Annotated in this window: 16 protein-coding genes; 4 read left to right on the forward strand and 12 right to left on the reverse strand. The window is 74.4% G+C overall.

Translation table 11 applies throughout. The annotated features are described in order from the left end of the window. Window positions 1-70 precede the first annotated feature (70 nt). The 4 genes from ABD901_RS16325 to ABD901_RS16340 all read right to left on the reverse strand — a co-directional run bounded on the left by ABD901_RS16325 (window position 71) and on the right by ABD901_RS16340 (window position 4,506). Complete coding sequence (locus ABD901_RS16325; protein WP_345127600.1) at window positions 71-1,666, reverse strand: ABC transporter substrate-binding protein; 1,596 nt, start codon at window positions 1,664-1,666, stop codon at window positions 71-73. Between the two features lie 62 nt (window positions 1,667-1,728). Then, the gene (locus ABD901_RS16330; protein WP_345127603.1) at window positions 1,729-2,595 is read right to left on the reverse strand and encodes a fumarylacetoacetate hydrolase family protein; all 867 of its coding nucleotides are present in this window, start codon (window positions 2,593-2,595) and stop codon (window positions 1,729-1,731) included. Next, window positions 2,582-3,508, reverse strand: coding sequence for a Gfo/Idh/MocA family protein (locus tag ABD901_RS16335; RefSeq protein ID WP_345127605.1), 927 nt, complete (start codon window positions 3,506-3,508; stop codon window positions 2,582-2,584). The genes ABD901_RS16330 and ABD901_RS16335 overlap by 14 nt, the downstream gene beginning before the upstream one ends. Then, entirely contained in the window at window positions 3,505-4,506 is a 1,002-nt protein-coding gene (locus tag ABD901_RS16340; protein ID WP_345127607.1) for a Gfo/Idh/MocA family protein, read from the reverse strand. Before ABD901_RS16340 ends, ABD901_RS16335 begins: the two co-directional genes overlap by 4 nt. Window positions 4,507-4,659: 153 nt before the next feature. Between ABD901_RS16340 and ABD901_RS16345 the strand changes: the two genes are divergently transcribed. Beyond that, window positions 4,660-5,982, forward strand: a complete 1,323-nt coding sequence (locus ABD901_RS16345; protein ID WP_345127609.1) for an aspartate aminotransferase family protein — start codon at window positions 4,660-4,662, stop codon at window positions 5,980-5,982. A gap of 1 nt (window position 5,983) precedes the next feature. Then, the gene (hisD, locus tag ABD901_RS16350; protein ID WP_345127611.1) at window positions 5,984-7,291 is read left to right on the forward strand and encodes a histidinol dehydrogenase; all 1,308 of its coding nucleotides are present in this window, start codon (window positions 5,984-5,986) and stop codon (window positions 7,289-7,291) included. Here hisD and ABD901_RS16355 read toward each other — a convergent pair. The 5 genes from ABD901_RS16355 to ABD901_RS16375 are packed head-to-tail and all read right to left on the reverse strand — an operon-like array spanning window position 7,281 to window position 13,252. Beyond that, window positions 7,281-8,516: an NAD(P)/FAD-dependent oxidoreductase gene (locus ABD901_RS16355; RefSeq protein WP_345127615.1), complete on the reverse strand. Its 1,236-nt coding sequence runs from the start codon at window positions 8,514-8,516 to the stop codon at window positions 7,281-7,283. The two genes, hisD and ABD901_RS16355, sit on opposite strands and share 11 nt — an antisense overlap. Next, window positions 8,513-9,892 carry an NAD(P)/FAD-dependent oxidoreductase gene (locus ABD901_RS16360; protein ID WP_345127618.1) on the reverse strand — a complete coding sequence of 460 codons (1,380 nt, stop codon included), beginning with the start codon at window positions 9,890-9,892 and terminating at the stop codon, window positions 8,513-8,515. The genes ABD901_RS16355 and ABD901_RS16360 overlap by 4 nt, the downstream gene beginning before the upstream one ends. Window position 9,893: 1 nt before the next feature. Next, window positions 9,894-11,309: an FGGY family carbohydrate kinase gene (locus ABD901_RS16365; protein WP_345127620.1), complete on the reverse strand. Its 1,416-nt coding sequence runs from the start codon at window positions 11,307-11,309 to the stop codon at window positions 9,894-9,896. 39 nt (window positions 11,310-11,348) lie between these two features. Further along, window positions 11,349-12,362 (reverse strand): zinc-dependent alcohol dehydrogenase, encoded by a 1,014-nt coding sequence (locus ABD901_RS16370; RefSeq protein ID WP_345127623.1) that lies wholly within the window; start codon window positions 12,360-12,362, stop codon window positions 11,349-11,351. Further along, on the reverse strand, window positions 12,344-13,252 hold the full coding sequence (locus tag ABD901_RS16375; RefSeq protein WP_345127626.1) for an SMP-30/gluconolactonase/LRE family protein: 909 nt from the start codon (window positions 13,250-13,252) through the stop codon (window positions 12,344-12,346). The genes ABD901_RS16370 and ABD901_RS16375 overlap by 19 nt, the downstream gene beginning before the upstream one ends. 66 nt (window positions 13,253-13,318) lie before the next feature. Here ABD901_RS16375 and ABD901_RS16380 point away from each other — a divergent pair, with 66 nt between their 5' ends. Next, window positions 13,319-15,025, forward strand: a complete 1,707-nt coding sequence (locus ABD901_RS16380; protein ID WP_345127631.1) for an IlvD/Edd family dehydratase — start codon at window positions 13,319-13,321, stop codon at window positions 15,023-15,025. Window positions 15,026-15,137: 112 nt separating this feature from the next. Here the strand turns inward: ABD901_RS16380 and ABD901_RS16385 are convergent, their stop codons facing one another. Both ABD901_RS16385 and ABD901_RS16390 read right to left on the reverse strand, forming a co-directional pair. Beyond that, complete coding sequence (locus ABD901_RS16385) at window positions 15,138-15,950, reverse strand: SAM-dependent methyltransferase (RefSeq protein WP_345127633.1); 813 nt, start codon at window positions 15,948-15,950, stop codon at window positions 15,138-15,140. A gap of 63 nt (window positions 15,951-16,013) precedes the next feature. Next, window positions 16,014-16,526, reverse strand: coding sequence for a helix-turn-helix domain-containing protein (locus ABD901_RS16390; protein WP_345127636.1), 513 nt, complete (start codon window positions 16,524-16,526; stop codon window positions 16,014-16,016). Window positions 16,527-16,572: 46 nt separating this feature from the next. On the opposite strand from ABD901_RS16390, the gene def reads away from it, so the two are divergent. Beyond that, on the forward strand, window positions 16,573-17,121 hold the full coding sequence (gene def / locus ABD901_RS16395) for a peptide deformylase (RefSeq protein WP_345127639.1): 549 nt from the start codon (window positions 16,573-16,575) through the stop codon (window positions 17,119-17,121). On the opposite strand, the gene asnB is transcribed toward def, so the two are convergent. Continuing rightward, window positions 17,118-18,947, reverse strand: a complete 1,830-nt coding sequence (asnB, locus tag ABD901_RS16400; RefSeq protein WP_345127642.1) for an asparagine synthase (glutamine-hydrolyzing) — start codon at window positions 18,945-18,947, stop codon at window positions 17,118-17,120. The two genes, def and asnB, sit on opposite strands and share 4 nt — an antisense overlap. Between the last annotated feature and the right edge of the window lie 141 nt (window positions 18,948-19,088).

The raw sequence follows: 19,088 nt of genomic DNA on the forward strand, positions 1-19,088 counted from the left end.
TGCTCACGCTCCCATCGTGGACGAACGGCCGCGCGGGCGGCGGGGTCGCCGCCGCCCGCCCGGGTGGTTGTCAGCCGGTGATGGTCCAGCTCGCCGGGTCCCAGAAGTTCGCGTCCTGGGAGCCGGGTGCGCGGAAGCCCTGCACCTTCTTGTTCACGGCCCACAGGCCGTAGGGGTTGTACAGCCACATCAGGTCGGCCTGCGCGTTGGCCTCGGCGGCCGCCTGGTCGTAGAGGGACTTGCGCGCCGAGTCGTCCGCGGTCTCGTTGGCCTTGGTCATCAGCTCGTCGAGCTTCGCGTCGCAGAAGAAGTTGATGTTGCCGCCCGCGGGATACTGCTGCGCGCACGCGGTGATGACGTTGATCGTGGACGAGTCGACCGCGTAGTTGCCGCCGCCGTACAGGGTCATGTCGTAGGACTTGTCCTTGTACGTGCCGGCGATCTGGGCGGCCTGGATGTTCACCAGGTTCACCTTCACGCCGACCGCGGCGAGCTCGCTCTGCACGATCGTCGCGGTGGCGTCGCGGTCGCGCTGGCCGTGCACCCACTGCAGGTTGACGGTCCGGTTGGGGTCCCAGCCGGCCTCGGTGAGCAGCTGCTTGGCCTTGTCGACGTTCTTGGCGTAGTCGTTGAGCCCGGACGGCTCGTTGGCCTTGGCGAAGTCCGACAGGCGCACCTCGGCCTTGCCGAACAGCACCGTCTTGACGATCTGCTGGCGGTCCACGGCGTAGAGGAACGCCTGGCGCACCCGCGGGTCGGAGAAGTACGGCTTGGACTGGTTGAGCGCGATGCGCACGAAGCCGGCGCCCGGCTTCTCCTGCGTCGCCACGTTCGAGAACCCGGCGACCGTCTGCTGGTCGGTCGGCGAGTAGGAGGCGATGTCGATGCCGCCGTTGCCCAGCTGGGCGGTGGCGACGTCGGAGGTCATCGGCTTGAGGTAGACGTCCTTGATCTTCGCCGGGTTGCGGTAGTTCGGGTTCGCGGTGACGTGGACGTACTGGTTGGTCTTGTACTCCACGAACGTGTACGGGCCCATGCCGACCGTCGGCTTGCGGAAGAACTCGTCCTTGGCCACCGTCTCCGGCGAGTCCTTGGACAGGACGTGCTCGGGCAGGATCCACGGGTTGCCGATGAGGGCGAGCAGGCCGAAGTTGGGCTTGGCGGCCTTGATGACGAACGTGTTGTCGTCGGGCGCGGAGAAGCCGCTGATGGTCTGCGCCTTGCCGGCCGCGAAGTCGGCGACCCCGGCGACGCCGGTGTAGCTGCCGGCGGTCGCGCTGGTCGTCTTCGGGTTGGCCAGCAGGTTGTAGGTGAACAGCACGTCCTTGGAGGTGAAGGGCTGCCCGTCGCTCCACTTCAGGCCCTGGCGCAGCTTGAAGGTGAACGTGGTCGCGTCCGGGGAGACCTGGTAGCTCTCGGCCAGGCGCGGCTGGAGCTTGTAGTCGGGGTCGACGGCGAGCAGGCCCTCGTAGACGAAGGACATCACCTGCGAATCGGCGCCGTTGAGCGGCGCGAGCGGGCTGAAGACGCCGGCGGGCTCCTGGTAGAGGTACACGTTGAGGGAGGTCTTGCCGGGCGCGTTGGTGTTGTCCGTCTTCGGTCCGGTGCAGGCGCCGACGGCGAGCAACGCCATCGCCGCGGCGCCGGCCAGGAACACCCGTCTCATGGGGGAACCTCTTTCGGTCAAGAAACAGGCCGAGAGTTGCGGTTGGGGGGTGGGGCGTGGCCTCAGGCCACCGTGTTGCGCAGGATTCCCAACGGGCCGAGGTCGACGGTCATCTCGTCGCCGGCCTTGAGGTACTCGCCCGTCGCGGCGCCGACCCCGGAGGGGGTGCCGGTGAGGATGACGTCACCGGGTTCCAGGGTCATCAGCCGCGACGCGTGTGCGACCAGCTCGGCCACGGTGAAGATCATGTCCTTGGTCGAGCCGCGCTGCTTCGTGACGCCGTTGACGTCGAGGCGCACCGGGATCGCCTGGGGGTCGCCGGCCGCAGCCGCGGAGAGCAGCCACGGCCCGAGCGGGGCGAAGCCGTCGCACCACTTGCCGGCGAGCCAGTCGAAGAACCAGACGGCCTTGTCGTCGGTGTCGCGCTCGAAGCCGTAGTCCATGCTGCGGGCGGACACGTCATTGCTCGCCATGTAGCCCGCGACGTGGTCCAGGGCGCCGGCGACGGCCACGTTGCGGGCGGGCCGGCCGATGACGACGGCCAGCTCCGCCTCCCAGTCGATCTCGCGGCTCACGTCCGGCAGCGGGATGACGGCGCCGGGGCCGACGATCGACGTCGGCGGCTTGAGGAACAGCCGCGGCGAGAGGCGGGACTTGTCCAGGGGTGCGCCGCCGGTCTCGGTGACGTGGTCCTGGTAGTTCGCGGCAGCGGCGAGGAGCTTGCCGGGCCGGGTCAGCGGTGCCAGGAGCGTCACGCCCGCGAGCGGCACCCGCGCCACCGGCTCGGCTCCGTCCGCCGTGGACAGTCCACGTTGGACGAGCGCGTGCAGGTCGCCGTCGCCGAGCTCGGCGATCTCGTCGCCTTCGCCGGCTTCCCCGAGCCGGCCGTGGCGCACGGCGCCGTCGCGCAGGTAGCTAACGAACCGCATCGAGCATCACTCCCCGGCCCTCGGTCATGGACTGCAGGGCGGCCTCGACCACCCGCTGCGCGCGGGCCGCGTCGCGCGGCCCGAGCTCGGCGCGCCCGGTGCGCACCCCGGCCGCGAGGACGTCGAGCAGCGCATCGACGGTGCCCGATCCGGTCCACGCGGGTCCGGCACGATCGGCGGTGCGCACCTGCAGTGCCGGGCGCGTGGCGTCCACGACGAGCACGCCGTGCGAGCCGCTGATGCGGTACCGGTGCAGGGCGAGACCGCCGGGCGGCACGTCGCGCAGTGCGGGCACGCGGCCGCAGACGATGGTGCTGGTGACGCCGTGCTCGTGGTCGAGCAGCAGCGTGTCGAGCGGGCCGGCGCCTGGTCTGGGCCGACCCTGCGAATGCGCGTCGGGCCAGACTGGGCGCCCGGTCGCCTGCACCCGGGTCACGGCCAGGCCGAGCAGGTCGCAGACGATGTCGATCGGGTACAGGCCCAGGTTCAGCAGTTCCAAGCCGCTCGGCGCCGGGTCGCCGCCGGCCACGATGAAGTCGCACTGCACGTTCCAGGGCAGCCCGACCCGGCCGGCCCGGATCGCCGCCTTCGCCGAGCGCAGGGCGCCGCCGAGGCGCTGGTGGTGCGCGGGCACGACGACGACGCCGTGCTCCTCGGCGAGCTGCGCGATGCGCTCACATTCGGCGGCCGTCGCGGCCAGCGGCTTGTCGGCCAGCACGTGCCGGCCGGCCTTGATCTCGCGCTCGATGGCATCGGCGCGCTCCTCGAGCGCGACGGCGACGGCGGCGACCTCGGCGTCGTCGTCCTCCACGACCGTGAACTCCGGGTGGCGCTCGAACGCCGGCCGGTACATGTCGCGCTGGTGGTCCTGGGTGCCGATGCCGGCGTTGCCCACGAGCCGGACCCGGATCATGCCAGGACCTCCTCGATGCGGACGGCCTCGCCGGTGGCGATGGAGCGCTCGGCGGCCACGCCCATCGCGACCGCGCGCACGGCGTCGGAGACGGGCATGAGCGGCGGCGCGCCGGCTATGGTGTCCAGCCACGCGCGCAGCTGCACGGCGAAGCCGTTGCCGCCGGCCGCGGGCACGAGCGCGGGACCGCCCTCGGCGAAGAGGACGGCCGACTCGCCGTCCCAGTCCTGGCGCACGACGCCGCCGGTGCCGGCGACGAACAGCTCCCGCTGGTTGAACGAGCCGGGCCGGTGCGCCCGGCTCATCTCGCACACGGCCGTGGCGCCGCCCTCGTAGGTCACCACCATCTCCAGGTAGTCGTAGATGCCCAGCTCGGCGGCGGTCTGCTTGCGGCCGCGGGCGCGGACCTCGACCGGCTCGGCGCCCAGCCACCAGGTGGCGAGGTCGAGCAGGTGGACGCCGTTGTGCAGGGCGTGGCCGCCGGAGCGGGCCGGGTCGGCGACCCAGGCGCTCCAGTCGGGCCAGATCCAGCCGCCGAGGATGGCCAGGCGAACCAGGAACGGGGTGCCGATGCCGGCCACGGCGTCCTTGACGGCGCGGCCGTAGTCGTAGGCGCGGTGGGTGTGCGCGGCCGCGAGGACCAGGCCGTTGTCGTCGAACGCGGCCTGCAGCGCCCGCGCGTCGGCCACCGTGGTGGCCAGGGGCTTCTCGATGAGCAGGTGCTTGCCGGCGGCGGCGATCGCGGCGCCGATCCCGGCGTGCGTGTGGTTGGGGGTGCACACGATGACCGCGTCGACGCCCGGCCAGGCCAGGGCGGCGGCGAGGTCGCCGGTGTGCGGGATGCCGCCCTGCGAGCGGGCGAACGCGGCCGCCCGGCCGGCGTCGGTGTCGACGATCCCGGCGATGCGGGCGCCCGGCGTGGCCGACACCGCGGCGCTGTGCGCGTCGGCGATGAAGCCGGCGCCAACCAGCAGGATGCCGATCGTGTCGGTCGCCACGTGGCCTCCCTCCGAGACACTGCGTTTGGAACGCGGTTTCATGTTGCCCCATCGTGGGTCGACCGGAGGACGCTGTCAAGGTCCACAACGCCACTCGGCGAACAACATGGAACGTCTTGCCATGTTGCGGCGGTGTGTTCTAGCGTCCCCGGCATGCCATCTGCACAACGGCGCGAGGCCCCACGCGGACAGGCGATCGCGGAGCGGGCCGCCCGAGTCATCCCCGGCGGTGTCAACTCCTCAACGCGGTACATCGGGGAGCCCTACGCCTTCACCGGCGCCGACGGCGCGTACGTCACCGACGCCGACGGCCGCCGCTACCTCGACTACCACGCCGCCTTCGGCGCCATCCTGCTCGGCCACAACGCCCCGGTCGTCAACGACGCCGTCCGGGCCGCCCTCGGCGGGCTCGACCTCGTCGGCATCGGCGTCACCGAGCCCGAGGTCGAGCTCGCCGAGCGGATCGTGGACATCATCCCGTCGGCCGAGTCGATGATCGCCACGATGAGCGGCTCGGAGGCGACCGCGCAGGCGATCCGCCTGGCCCGCGCCGCGACCGGCCGCGAGCTCATCGTCAAGTTCCAGGGCGGCTTCCACGGCTGGCACGACGCCGTCGCCCGCAACGTCATCTCCGCACCGGACAAGGCCTACGGCCGCGACCCGCTCTCCGAGGGCATCCTCGCCCAGGCGATCGACGCCACGCTCATCGCCGAGTTCAACGACCTCGGCTCCGTCGCCGAGCTCTTCGACCGCCACCCGGAGCGCGTCGCCGCGGTCATCCTGGAGCCGATCCCGCACAACGTCGGCGCGCTGCTGCCCACCCAGGAGTTCGTCGAGGGGCTGCGGGCGCTGACCCGCGAGCGCGGCGCCGTGCTCATCTTCGACGAGGTCATCACCGGCTTCCGGCACGCACTCGGCGGCTACCAGCAGGTCGTCGGCGTCACGCCGGACCTGACCACGTTCGGCAAGGGCATGGCCAACGGCTTCCCGATCGGCGGCGTGGCCGGGCGGCGCGAGCTCATGGAGCGCTTCAACGGCCGCACCGGCGACGTGCTGCTCGCCGGCACGTTCAACGGCAACCCGGTCGGGTGCGCCGCCGCGCTCGCCACGATCGGCCACCTGCAGGCCAACCCGGACTTCTACACCCGCACCCACGCGCTGGGCGCCCGGATGCGCGACGGCCTCGCCGCCATCGCCGCGGAGCTGGGCATCGAGGCGACCGTCGCCGGCTTCGGCGGCGTGTTCGCGCTGTACTTCGCCAAGGCGCCGGTGCTGGGCTACCGCGACCTGATGCGCAACAACGACGCCGCCTACGTCGCCTTCCACCGCGGCATGACCGAGCGCGGCTTCCTGATGCTGCCGATGGCGCTCAAGCGCAACCACGTCAGCGGCGCGCACACCGAGCAGGAGATCGACGCCACCCTGGAGGCGGCCCGCGAGGTGCTCGCCGGGCTGCGCCCGACCCTGGGAGACTGACATGCCCGTGCAGCTCAAGGCCCCGGCCGTGGCCGTCGAACGGCACCGCACCGATCCCGCCGTCGCCGCGACCGTCGCGGCCGTCATCGCCGACGTGCAGGAGCGCGGCGACGAGGCGGTGCGGGAGTACTCCGAGCGCTTCGACCACTGGTCCCCGCCGAGCTTCCGGCTGTCCGAAGAGGACGTCGAGCGCATCGTCGCCGGCGTCGACGCGCAGGTCCTCGACGACATCCGCACCGTGCAGCGCAACGTCGGCTACTTCGCCCGGCGCCAGCTCGAGTCGCTGCACGACTTCGAGGTGGAGACCATGCCCGGGGTGTACCTCGGGCAGCGCTCCATCCCGGTCTCCGCGGCCGGCGCCTACGTGCCCGGCGGCCGCTACCCGCTCGTCGCCTCCGCCCACATGACGGTCGTGACGGCGAAGGTGGCCGGCGTGCCCCGGGTGGCCGCGTGCACGCCGCCGATCCGCGGCGAGATCCCGGCGGCGACCGTCGCCGCGATGTCCCTGGCCGGCGCCGACGAGATCTACCTGCTCGGCGGGGTCCAGGCGGTCGCCGCGATGGCGGTCGGCACGGCCAGCATCGCGGCGGTCGACCTGCTCGCCGGGCCGGGCAACGACTACGTCGCCGAGGCGAAGCGGCAGCTCTTCGGGCGGGTCGGCATCGACCTGTTCGCCGGCCCGACGGAGATCCTGATCGTGGCCGACGACACCGCCGACCCGTTCGTCGTCGCCGTCGACCTGCTCAGCCAGGCCGAGCACGGCCCGGACTCCCCCGCCGTGCTCGTCTGCTCCTCCGAGCGGGTCGCCCGCGAGGCCCTGGCCCACGTGGAGGCGCTGCTGCCCGGCATGCCGACCGCCGACTACGCCGGCCCGGCCTGGCGCGACCACGGCCAGGTCATCGTCACCGAGACGACGCAGGAGGCGTTTGCGGTCGCCGACGGCTTCGCCAGCGAGCACGTCCAGGTCCTCACCGCCGAACCGCGCCGCGCACTGGACCTCATGCACGACTACGGCGCCCTGTTCCTGGGCGAGGGCACCTGCGTCTCCTACGGCGACAAGGTCATCGGTACCAACCACACCCTGCCGACACGGGGCGCGGCGCGGCACACGGGCGGTCTCTGGGTCGGCAAGTACCTCAAGACCGTCACCTACCAGGAGGTGACCTCGACGGAGGCCAGCGCCGAGCTCGGCCGCCTGTGCGGCCGCGCGGCCCGCGTCGAGCTGTTCGAGGGCCACGCGCGCTCCGGCGACGTCCGCGCCGCGAAGTACGCGGGCGACCCGCTCCCCTGGGCCCCCGTCACCGCCTGATCCCGATCGTCACCGGGCCGCCCGTGGCGTCCACGCCGTCCAGAACGCCCGACGGCACACGGAACACGCGGCCCGGTGCGGCCGGCCACCACAGCCGGCGTTCGGCGACGGTGCGGCCGTCCTGGCGCACCACCACGCACGGCACCGCGACGTGCTCGTCGCTCCACAGCAGCAGTCGCCCGCCGCCGGCCGGCGCGGGATCGCCCGGCCGCAGCAGCTGCGGCGACACCCACCGGAAGGGCGCCTCGGCCCGCAACGGCAACGCCTCGCCGGGAGACGGCTGCCCGTCGAGGTAGGCGCGGACGTGTCCGGCCACCGCGGCGCCGTCGAGCGCGGCGACGTCCGCGGTGTCGACCGGGTGCACGAGGTTGCCGGCCGCGAACACGCCGGGCCGCGGGGTGCGCAGCGCGGTGTCGACGAGGGGGCTGCGGCTGGCCGGGTCGATCGGCAGCCCGGCCGCACGGGCGAGTTCGTTGTCGGGGATCCAGTCACCGGTGAGGACAACGGTGTCGCACCCGACCGTCCGCCGCCGCCCCGTCCGAAGGTCCTCCACCTCGACCGCCTCGACCCGCCCGCGGCCCACGATCCGGGTCACGCGCGTGCGGGTCGCGACCCGCGTACGCAATGCGATCCGCCCGAGCCCATGGAAGAGCAGGTACGCGTCCGGCCGCGGGTACTCGGTCGTCATCAGCACGGTCCGGCACCCGGCGTGGCGCAGCGTGAGGACCGCCGACCAGCTCACCGCCTCGCCCCCGACCACCACCGCCCGCTCCCCCACGCCCGGCTGTCCACCGTGGACGATCTGCTGCAGCTGCCCGGTGGTGAACACCCCGGACGGCCGGTCGCCGGGGATGAGCCGAGCCGGGCGCGGCCGCTCGCGGGCGCCGGTCGCCAGCACAACGGCGCGGGCCTCGACGGTGATGCGGCCCGACGGCGCCGTGACCTCCAGGGCGCGCTCCCCCGCCCAGCCGGTCACGGTCGCGCCGGTGAGGATGGTGGCGCCCGCCGCCTCGGCCCGCTCGCGCAGGAGCCGCGCGTACTTCGGGCCGGTGAGCACGCGGCGCAGGTCGCGCACGCCGTAGCCGGTGTGGTCGCTGTGCCGGGGTATGCCGCCCGCCTCGGCCTCGCGCTCCAGCACGAGCACCTCGGCGGCACCGGCCAGGTCCGCGGCCGCGCGCAGCCCGGCCGGCCCGGCGCCGACGATGACGACGTCCGGCCGCGTCACGCGCCACCCCCTGCGGCGAAGCGGGCCGCGACCTCGGCGCCGCAGTAGAAGCCCTGGCACCGGCCGTTCATGGCACGGGTCCGCCGGCGCAGGCCCTCCAGGGTTGCCGGCGGGATCGGGGTGGCGAGGGCGTCGCGGATCTCGCCGGCGGTGACGCGCTCGCAGAAGCAGACGATGCGGCCGTACTGCGGGTCGGCCGCGATCAGCGCCGCGTCCTGATACGGCCGCGGGAACGCCTCGCCGAGGTTCGGCATCCGGGGCGGATCGGGCAGGTCGGCGCGCGGCTCCAGCGTCAGCCCGGCATCGCGCAGCAGCCCTTCGGCGTGCTCGGCGATGGCCAGGCAGGCGGACAGCCCGGTGGAGCGGATGCCGCCGGCCAGCAGGTAGCGCCGTGCGGCGTCGGCCTCGATGAGGTAGTCGGAGCGGTCGGCGGCGGCGCGCAGCCCCGCGTAGGTGGCGGTGACCTCCTCGTCCAGCAGCGCCGGGCAGAGCCGCCGGCCCTGCGCGAGCAGGCCCGCCAGCCCGTCCTCGGACGTGGCGGTGTCGACACGGTCGGTCAGGTCCTCGGCGGTCGGGCCGAGCATCACGTTGCCGTAGACGGTGGGGCTGATGAGCACGCCCTTGCCGCGGGCGGTGGGCACGGGCAGCAGGATGTGCCCGGCGAGCGGCCGGGCCTGCTTGTCGAAGACGATGAGCTCGCCGCGGCGCGGGGTGAGTGCGAACCGTTCGTAGCCGAACAGCCGGTCGAGGACGTCGCCGCCGAGCCCGGCCGCGTTGACGACCCACCTGGCGCGCACGTCGCCGCCGCTGGTGTGCAGCACGGTCGCGTCCGCGCCGGCGGTGACCCGCTCGACCCGGCGGCCGAGCAGCAGCGCGGCGCCGCGGCGCACCGCGTCGGTGGCGAGGGCCAGGTTGGTGCTCCACGTGCACGTGACGGCCTCGCCGGGCACGACCAGGCCGCCGAGCGCGCCGGGGCCGATGTGGGGCATCATGCGGTACACCTGCGAAGAATCGACGATCGAGGCCTGCTCGTAGCCGTTGCGCCCCGCCTTGTCCAGCAGCCCGGGCAGCGCCGACAGTTGCTCGTCGTCCCACGCGACCAGGATGGCGCCGACGCGCTCGACCGGGATGCCGGTGTCCGCGGCGTAGCGTGACAGCAGCTCGTATCCGCGCCGCACCAGCCGCGACTCGAGCGTGCCGGGCGTGGCGTCGAAGCCGGTGTGCAGGATCGCGGTGTTGGCCTTGCTGGTGCCGTCGCCGACGTCGTCGCGGCCCTCGACGAGCGCCACCGACAGCCGGTGGCCCGACAGCGCCCGCGCGATCGCCGACCCGACCAGCCCGGCGCCGACCACCGCCACGTCGAAGGTCCCGCTCATGTCAGGCCGTCCCCGCGGCGGCCGACCAGCGGGCGCGGAACTCCGTGGCCCGGTCGGCCGGCCAGGCCGGCTCGTAGACGGGGCCGGGCGCCCAGCCGACGACGGCGTCGGCGAGGCTCAGCCCGGTGTCGGCGGCGACGCGGGCGAGCGCGACGGCGCCGAGGGCGGTGGCGTGCTCCGAGGGGTACACCTCGATCGGGACCTGCATCAGGTCGGCCACGGCCTGCATGAGGGTCCGGCAGCGGGTGAGGCCGCCGTCGACGCGCAGCCGGGTCAGGGGCGCGCCGAGGTCGCGCTCGGCGGCCGCGCCGAGCTCGGCGACCTGCGCGGCGATGCCCTGCAGGACGGCGGCGACGAGGTGCCCGGTCGTGGTGGCCAGGGTCATGCCGGACAGCAGCGCCCGCGCGTCCGGCCGCCACCGGGGCGCGCCGAGGCCGGCGAGGGCGGGCACGGCGAGGACGCCGCCGACGCCGCCGGGGTCGGCGACCTCGTCGAGGTCGGCGGCGCCGCGGATCCAGCCGAGGTTCTCCATCCAGCGCACCGCGGAGGCGGCCGTGTACACCTGGCCGTCGAGGCAGTAGCTGGTCCGCTCGCGCAGCCGCCACGCGACGGAGGTGGACAGCCCGGCGGCCGAGCGCGCGGCGGCGGTGCCGGTGTTGGCGAGCAGGAAGGCGCCGGTGCCGAACGTGCACTTGGCCTCGCCGGGGCGCAGGCAGCCCTCGCCGGCCAGTGCCGCCTGCTGGTCGACGACGAGCCCGCCGACGGCCGCGGCGGCGCCGAACGCGCGGGTGGAGCCCACGATCTCGTCGCAGGCCACGATCCGCGGCAGCGGCTCGCCGCCGAGGCCGAACAGTTCGAGCAGCCGCGGGTCCCAGGCGCCGGTGTCGAGGCCCGCGACGAGGGAGCGGCTCGCGGTGCTGGCGTCGGTGACGAAGGCACCGGTGAGGTGGTGCACGAGCCAGCTGTCGGAGGTGGTGACGACCCCGTCGCCGGTGACGTTGCGGCGCAGCCACGCGAGCTTCGGCGCCGAGAAGTACGGGTCGAGCACCAGGCCGGTGCGCTCGGCGAAGAGGTCGCGGTGCGCGTCGAGGCCGTCGCAGAGCGCCTGCGCGCGCCGGTCCTGCCACACGACGAGGCTCGACAACGGCCGCCCGTCGCCGGGGTCCCAGGCGAGGACGGTCTCGCCCTGGTTGGCGAGCGTGACCACGTCGACGGGCACCCCGGCCTGCGCGACCGCGGCGCGGCCGGCGCCGAGCACCGAGCCGAGCAGCTCGGCCGGGTCCTGCTCGACCCCGCCGCCGGGCAGGTACTCGGGGTGCACCGGGCGCTCGGCGAGGCCACGCACCCGCCCGTCGCCGTCGACCACGACCGCCTTCGTGCCGGAAGTGCCCTGGTCGATCGCCAGCACGGTGGTCATCGGCGCATTATCGGCAGCCCGCGCCGCGGCGGGCAAGACTCACACGCGGGGGTCGACGAGCAGCTTCGGCCCGGGGCCGGCGCCGGGCGGGCGTTCACCGGCGAGGGCGCCGGCGACGTCGGCGAGGCCGATGGTGGCGGCGACCAGGGGGCGCGGGTCGACGGAGCCGTCGGCGTAGGCGGCGATCGCGCCGGGCAGCCCGGCCGAGGCGCCGAGGATGCCGACGGCGGTGACGTCCTTGAGGGCGATCTCGCGGGTGTCGACGCCGCTCGGGGTGCCGGACAGGCCGATCAAGACGATGCGGCGCCCCGGCTCGACGAGCCGCGCGGCGAGGGCGGGCATCGCCGGGTCATTGGTGGCGTCGACGACCGCGTCCCAGGGGCGCTCCGGCAGGGTCTCGCGGGTCCAGGCGTGCTGGAGGCCGAGCGTGCGGGCGAGGTACAGCTGCTCCTGCTGCAGCCCGAGCAGGTGCACCTCGGCGCCCCGCGCGCGGGCGAAGAGGGCGGCGAGCAGCCCGATGGTGCCGGTGCCGAGCACCAGCAGCCGCTCGCCGGGCGCCAGGGCGGCGGCCTCGACGCAGCGCAGGGCGTTGCCGCCGGGCTCGACGAGGGCGCCGAGCGCGGCGTCGGCGGCCGGCGGCAGCGCGTGCAGGGCCCGGGCGGGCACCGCGACCCGCTCGGCGAGGGCGCCGGGCAGCGCGCCCACGATGCCGATCTCGTGCCGGTCGGCGCAGACGTGGTGACGCCCGGCCCGGCAGCGCGGGCAGGCGCCGCAGCCGACCATCGTGTCGCCGGTGACCCGCCGGCCCAGCCACGCCCGGTCGACGTCGGGCGCGACGGCGGTGACGACGCCGCACCATTCGTGTCCCGGCCGCACCGGGTACGCCGTGACCCCGGTCTGCAGGTAGGACAGCTCGCCGGTGAACAGCTCGACGTCGGTGCCGCAGATCCCGGCCCGCTCGACGTCGACGACGACCTGCCCGGCGGCGGGCGCGGGCTCGGGCACCTCGCGGACCTCGGCCCGGCCCGGGCCGGTCAGGACGAGGGCGCGCACGCCGGGTCCCAGTAGGCGACGGGCAGCCCGGCGACGCCGACCCGGGCGGTGAACAGCCGGCCGGAGTCCGGATGGCGGGCCAGGTCGGCCGGCGACAGGTCGCGGGTGGCGGTGGTGATGACGAGGACGTCGAGGTCCGGCCCGGCGAAGGCGACGCTGGAGGTGTGCGGCGCATCGACGTCGACGACGGCGAGCAGCTCGCCGTCGGGGCCGCGGCACTCGACCCGCGAGCCGCCCCAGACGGCGATCCACAGGTTGCCCTCGGCGTCGGCGCACATGCCGTCGGGGTGGCCGTCGCCGATCTCGAGCCAGTCGCGCCGCTCGCCGACGGCGCCGGTGTCCGGGTCGTAGTCGCGGACGCGGACGAGGCCGGGGATGGTGTCGACGCTGTACATCAGGTCGCCGGCCGGGCTCCAGGCGAGGCCGTTGGACAGGTCCAGGTCGCGGTCCAGCACGGTGACGCCGCCGGCGTCGAGGCGGGCGAGGATCTCCCCGCCGCGGCGGCGGTCCTGCGCGAGGCTGCCGACGAGGAAGCGCCCGGCCGGGTCGACGGCGCCGTCGTTGAGGCGGCTGGCCCGGCTCTCCGGCAGGACCCGGGCGACCGGGGTGCGCTCGCCGCCGGTGCCGACCCGGGTCAGGGTCTGCCGCTCGGCGACGAGCAGGTCGCCGCCCGCGGCGACGGCGACTGCGCCGACGGTGGTGTCGAAGGTGGTGGTCGCGGTGCGGGCGATCGCGCCGGTCGCGGTGTCGAGGCGGCCCTCGTGCACGGCGTGGGCGACGATGTCGACCCAGAGCAGCCGCTCGCGGGCCGGGTCCCAGACCGGTCCCTCGCCGAGAGCGTGCACGCCGGCGGCGGCCGGTCGGGCGGTGTACCGCGCCGGAGGTGTCATGTCCGGATGGTAGATCGACCGGCGGCCCGGCGGTACGGTGTCGGAACCCGTCCTCGAGGAGGCGCGATGGCACCGCGACGCAGCGCGCAGTGGTATGCGGGCGACGACCGCAACAGCTACATCCACCGCGCCTGGATGCGCCGGGGCCTGCCGTCGGATGCGTTCGAGGGCCGGCCGCACATCGCGATCGCCAACAGCGCCTCCGACCTGACCCCCTGCAACGCGCACCTCGGCGAGGTGGCGCGCAGCGTGGCCAACGGCGTGTACGAGGCCGGCGGCATCCCGCTGGACCTGCCGGTGGTGTCGCTCGGCGAGACGCAGGTGCGCCCGACGGCGATGCTGTGGCGCAACATGGCGGCGATGGCCACCGAGGAGATGCTGCGGGCCAACCCGATCGACGGCGTGGTGCTGCTTGGCGGCTGCGACAAGACCATCCCGGCGCTGCTCATGGCCGCCTGCTCGGTCGACCTGCCGGCCGTGGTCGTGCCCGGCGGGCCGATGCTCACCGGCACGTTCCGCGGCGTGCCGCTCGGCTGCGGCACCGACGTGTGGAAGCTGTCGGAGGAGGTGCGGGCCGGCACGCTCAGCGCCGCCGACTTCGCCCGCTCCGAGTCCTCGATGATCCGCAGCCGCGGGCACTGCAACACGATGGGCACCGCCTCGACGATGGGCCTGCTCGCCGAGGCGCTCGGCATGACCCTGCCGGGCGTTGCCGGCATCCCGGCCGCCGACAGCCGGCTGCTGGAGGCCGCGCACGCCACCGGCGCCCTCGCCGTCGAGCTGGTCGACGCGGGCCGACGGCCGAGCACGGTGCTCGGCCCGGGCTCGTTCCGCAACGCGATCGTCGCCCTGGCCGCGCTCGGCGGCTCCACCAACGCCGTCGTGCACCTGCTGGCGATCGCCGGCCGGGCCGGGATCGAGCTGAGCCTCGACGACTTCGACCGCATCGGCGCCGACGTGCCGCTGCTGGTCGACCTGCAGCCCGCCGGGCGGTACCTCATGGAGGACCTGCACCGCGCCGGCGGCCTGCACGCCGTCCTCGCCGAGGTGCGCGACCTGCTCGACCCGCTGGCGCCGACGGTCACGGGCCGGCCGCTCGCCGAGCACCTCGACGCCGCGGCCGTCTACGACCGCGAGGTGATCCGCCCCCGCGAGATGCCGCTGCAGCCGCGCGCGGGCATCGCCGTGCTGCGCGGCAACCTGGCGCCCGACGGCGCCGTCATCAAACCGGCCGCCGCGTCCGCGCACCTGCTGCGCCACCGCGGCCCGGCCGTCGTCTTCGACTCCGTCGAGGACCTGCACGCCCGCCTCGACGACCCGGACCTGGACGTGACCGCCGACTCGGTGCTCGTGCTGCGCGGGTGCGGCCCGAAGGGGTACCCGGGCATGCCCGAGGTGTCGAACATGCCGCTGCCGGCCAAGCTGCTGGCGCAGGGCGTGCGCGACATGGTGCGGGTCTGCGACGGGCGGATGAGCGGCACCGCCTACGGCACCGTGGTCCTGCACGTCGCGCCGGAGGCCGCCGCCGGCGGCCCGCTCGCCCGGGTGCGCACCGGTGACCTGGTCACCCTCGACATCGAGGCCCGCACCCTGCACGTGGACGCGGACCTCGACGCGCGGGAGCCGTCGCCGGAGTTCCTGGCCGCGCTGGCCCGGCCGAGCCGGGGCTGGGAGCGGCTCTACGTCGACACGGTGCAGCAGGCGAACACCGGCGCCGACCAGGACTTCCTGCTCGGCGCCAGCGGCGACCGCGTGGCGCGCGGCTCACACTGAAGGCCGGCGCGGCGGCGCTACGCCGACGTGCTCGCCGCCCGACGTCGAGGCGACCAACCGCCTGCAGTGCGCCCTCATGGAGGGCATCCGCCGCTGAGCGCCCGAACGCCTCCTACCGGGTGGCGGGCTTGCGGCCGACGGCGGCGAGGACCTCGGGGCGGGGCTCGGTCTCGGCGTCCTGCGGGTCGGGATGCCAGCCGGTGACCGGCACGACGCCCGGCTCGAGCAGGTCGAGGCCGTCGAGCAGGCCGGCGATCTGCGCCGCGCTACGCAGGTGCAGCGGCGTCGAGGTGCGCTGATAGACCCCGGTGACCGCCTCGGCGTCGCGCTCGCGCCGCGGCGGTGGCGAGCCGTGCGAGATCGCGATCACGCTGCCCGGTGCGACCGCATCGCGGAAGCGGCGCACGATCCCGGGCGGGTCGTCGGCGTCCGGCACGAAGTGCAGCACCGCGATGAGCAGCACCGCGACCGGCTCGGCGAGGTCGATCAGCCCGGTCACCGCGGTGTCGCGCAGGATGTCGTGCGGGCGGCGGGCGTCGCCGAGCACGGCCTCGGCGCGCGGGTTGCCGGCCAGGATCGCGCGGCCGTGCGCCACCGCGACCGGGTCGACGTCGACGTAGACGACCCGGGCGCCCGGGTCGGCCTGCTGCGCCACCTCGTGCGTGCTGGCCAGGGCGGGGATCCCGGAGCCGACGTCGAGGAACTGGCGCACCCCGTCCGACACCAGCCGGCGCACCAGCCGGCCGAGGAACGCGCGGTTGGCCACGGCGATCTGGCGGGCATCCGGCGCCATCGCGACGATGCGCTCGACCATCTCGCGGTCGACCGCGAAGTTGTGGAACCCGCCGAGCGAGTAGTCGTACATCCGGGCGGCGTTGGGCACGTCGATGTCCACCTCGTCCGGCGCCCAGTCCGGTCGCGTCATGTCGGGCCCTCCCCCATCCATCGATGATTGTGACGGATTGATCGCGCGCCCGCTGCCCCGCTGCTAGCCGTGCTGGTCGGGACCGATCAGCGGGAAGAACCGGGCAACGGCGGCGACCGGGCCGGTGCCGGGCCGGTCCGCACGGTGCTGGAAGCCGGCGATGAGTGCCCGCACGGCGCCGGCCAGCTCGGCCATCTCCTTCGGCGTGAGGTACACGACCTGGCTGAACGCGTCGTCACGCCGCCACCGCGCGGGTGCGGCGTCACGCATGGCGAGCCAGCGCTGGTAGCTCTCGTCCTCCAGGCCCCGGGCGAGCGCGTCGAGGTCCGGTGCACCCGGCTCGGCGGGCGGCTCCGCGCCGGTCAGCCGCCACGGCTTCGCACGGCCGCGCGCCGGCGCCTCCTCGACCAGGCCGTAGCGCGCCAGCTGCCGCAGGTGGAACGAGTGCAGCCCGGACGAGCCGCCGAGCTCGCGGGCCGCCTCGGTGGAGGTCACCGTGCCGCGGGCGCGCAGCAGCTCCAGCAGGGCGGCCCGGACGGGGTGTCCCAGCGCGGCGGCGGACTGTTGCTCGATCACTTTGCAAAGTATGGTGGTTTGCAAAGTGCTTTGCAAGGAGGACGCGATGACCGTGCTTCCCGTCCGCGTGTTCGGGGACCCCGTGCTGGCGACCCCGGCGGAGGAGGTGACGACCTTCGACGCGCAGCTGCGCCGGCTGGTGCGCGACCTGACCGACACGCTGCGCTCCGAGCAGGGCGCGGGGCTGGCCGCGCCGCAGCTCGGCGTGGGCCTGCGCGCGTTCGTGTTCCACGTCGACGGCGTCGCCGGGCACCTGGTCAACCCGGTGCTGAGCTTCCCGGACGAGCAGACGCAGGACGGCCCGGAGGGCTGCCTGTCGATGCCGGGCCTCTACTTCGACACGGTGCGCCGCCGGCACGTGGTGGCGAAGGGCTACACCGACCGCGGCGACCCGGTCCAGGTGGTCGGCGACGGCGAGCTGGCCCGGTGCCTGCAGCACGAGACCGACCACCTCGACGGCGTGCTGTTCATCGATCGCATGGACACCGGGCGCCGGCGGGCCGCGATGCGCGCGATCCGCGACGCGCCGTGGTTCGCCGGCGCCGCCCCGCGGGTGAAGGTTAGCCCTCACCCGCTGTTCGGGCGACAGCGCTAGACCAGGCGCGCGGGTGTGTGGCGCAGCCAGGTGTCGAGGCTCAGCGCCTGCTCGATGGAGCGCCGGGCCTCGCCGAAGCCGTCGTTCTCGTAGGGCGACTCGACGAGCTCGGACACCCGGCGCGGGTCGAGCAGCGGCGCGGCCGGCGAGTCGGCGGCGATCCGGGCGAGGGTGTCGCGCAGCACGCGTTCGTACTGCGGGTCCTGCGTCGCCGGGTAGGGGCTCTTGGTCCGCTCCACGACCGAGGTGGGCAGCACGTCGGCGGCGGCCGCGCGCAGCAGGCTCTTCTCGCGCCCGTCGAAGGTCTTCATCGCCCACGGCGTGTTGTAGACGTACTCGACGAGCCGGTGGTCGCAGAACGGCACCCGCACCTCGAGGCCGTGCGCCATGCTCATGCGGTCCTTGCGGTCGAGCAGGATCCGCACGAAGCGGGTCAGGTGCAGGTAGCTGATCTCGCGCATGCGCCGGTTGTACGGGTCGGCGTCGTCGCCGTGCTCGACCTCGGCGAGGGCTTCGCGGTAGGCCGCCGCCCGGTAGTCGGCAAGGCGCAGCGACGACAGCAGGCCGGGGTCCAGGGCGCCGGTGCCGGGACCGCCGACGACCATCCACGGGAACGTGTCGGCCCGGACCACCTCCGGCTGGTGGAACCACAGGTAGCCGCCGAACACCTCGTCGGCCGCCTCGCCGGACAGGGCCACCGTCGAGTACTCGCGCACCGCCCGGAACAGCAGGTACAGCGACGTGTAGATGTCGCCGCCGAACGGCGGCTGGTCGGCCGCGGCCACAACGGCGGTGCGGGCGAGCGGGTCGATGAGCGACGCCGCGTCGAGCACGATGTCCTCGTGGTGCACGCCGACGTGCTTGACCACGTCGTGCACGAACGGCGCGTCCGGGGTGGGCCGCAGCGCGTCGGGCCGGAAGTGCTCGGCCTGGCCGACGAAGTCCACGGCGAAGGAGCGCAGCGGGCCCTCGTGGCGGCGCATCAGCGCGGCGTGCGCCAGGGCGGTGACCGCCGAGGAGTCCAGCCCGCCGGACAGCAGCGCACACATCGGCACGTCGGCGACGGTCTGGCGATCCACGATGTCCTCGAGCAGCCCGCGCACGGTGCGCACGGTGGTCTCGACGTCGTCGCGGTGCTCGACGTAGCCGGGCGCCCAGTACTGCCGGCGGCGCAGCCCGTCGCGGTCGACGCTCACCACCTCGCCGGGGACGACCTCGTACAGGTCGCGGTAGATCGCGTGCCCGGGCGTCTTGACGAAGGCGAAGAGCTCCCGCAGCCCGTCGAGGTCCACGACGGCCTCGGCGAGGGGGTGGGCGAAGATGGCCTTGGGCTCCGAGGCGAAGAGCACCGAGCCGGGCTCGCCGGTGTAGTAGAACAGCGGCTTGACCCCCATCCGGTCGCGCACCAGCACCAGCCGTTCGCGGCGCACGTCCCAGATCCCGAAGGCGTACATCCCGTTGAGCCGGTCGACGAAGTCCTCACCCCACTCGACGTACGCCCGCAGCACCACCTCGGTGTCGCTCTCGGTGCGGAAGCGGTGACCGCGCGAGATCAGCTCGCGGCGCAGCTCCCGGTAGTTGTACAGCTCCCCGCTGTAGGTCAGCGCGGCGATCTCGCGACCGTCGTCGTCGGCGACCATCGGCTGCTCGCCGCCGGCGAGGTCGATGATCGCCAGGCGCCGATGGCCGAACGCCACATGCTCGCGCACCCACAGGCCCTCCGCGTCCGGGCCGCGCAGCACCATCGTGCCGGTCATGGCCCGCGCCCCGGCGCTCTCGACGAGCAGGTCACGGCGCAGGTCGACCCAGCCGGCGATTCCACACATGTCGCATACCTCCCGCGTGTCGCGATTCGGCCGGACTCACCACGTGCCCCGATGTCCGGCCGGTAACCGGCCTGCGTCGTGCGTAACAAGTCGGAAACGCGCCGGTACCTCCGGTGAAATCGCGGCCGGTCAGGCTTGCCC

Origin of the sequence: Dactylosporangium darangshiense (assembly GCF_039537565.1) — a bacterium.
Lineage (GTDB): Bacteria > Actinomycetota > Actinomycetes > Mycobacteriales > Micromonosporaceae > Dactylosporangium > Dactylosporangium darangshiense.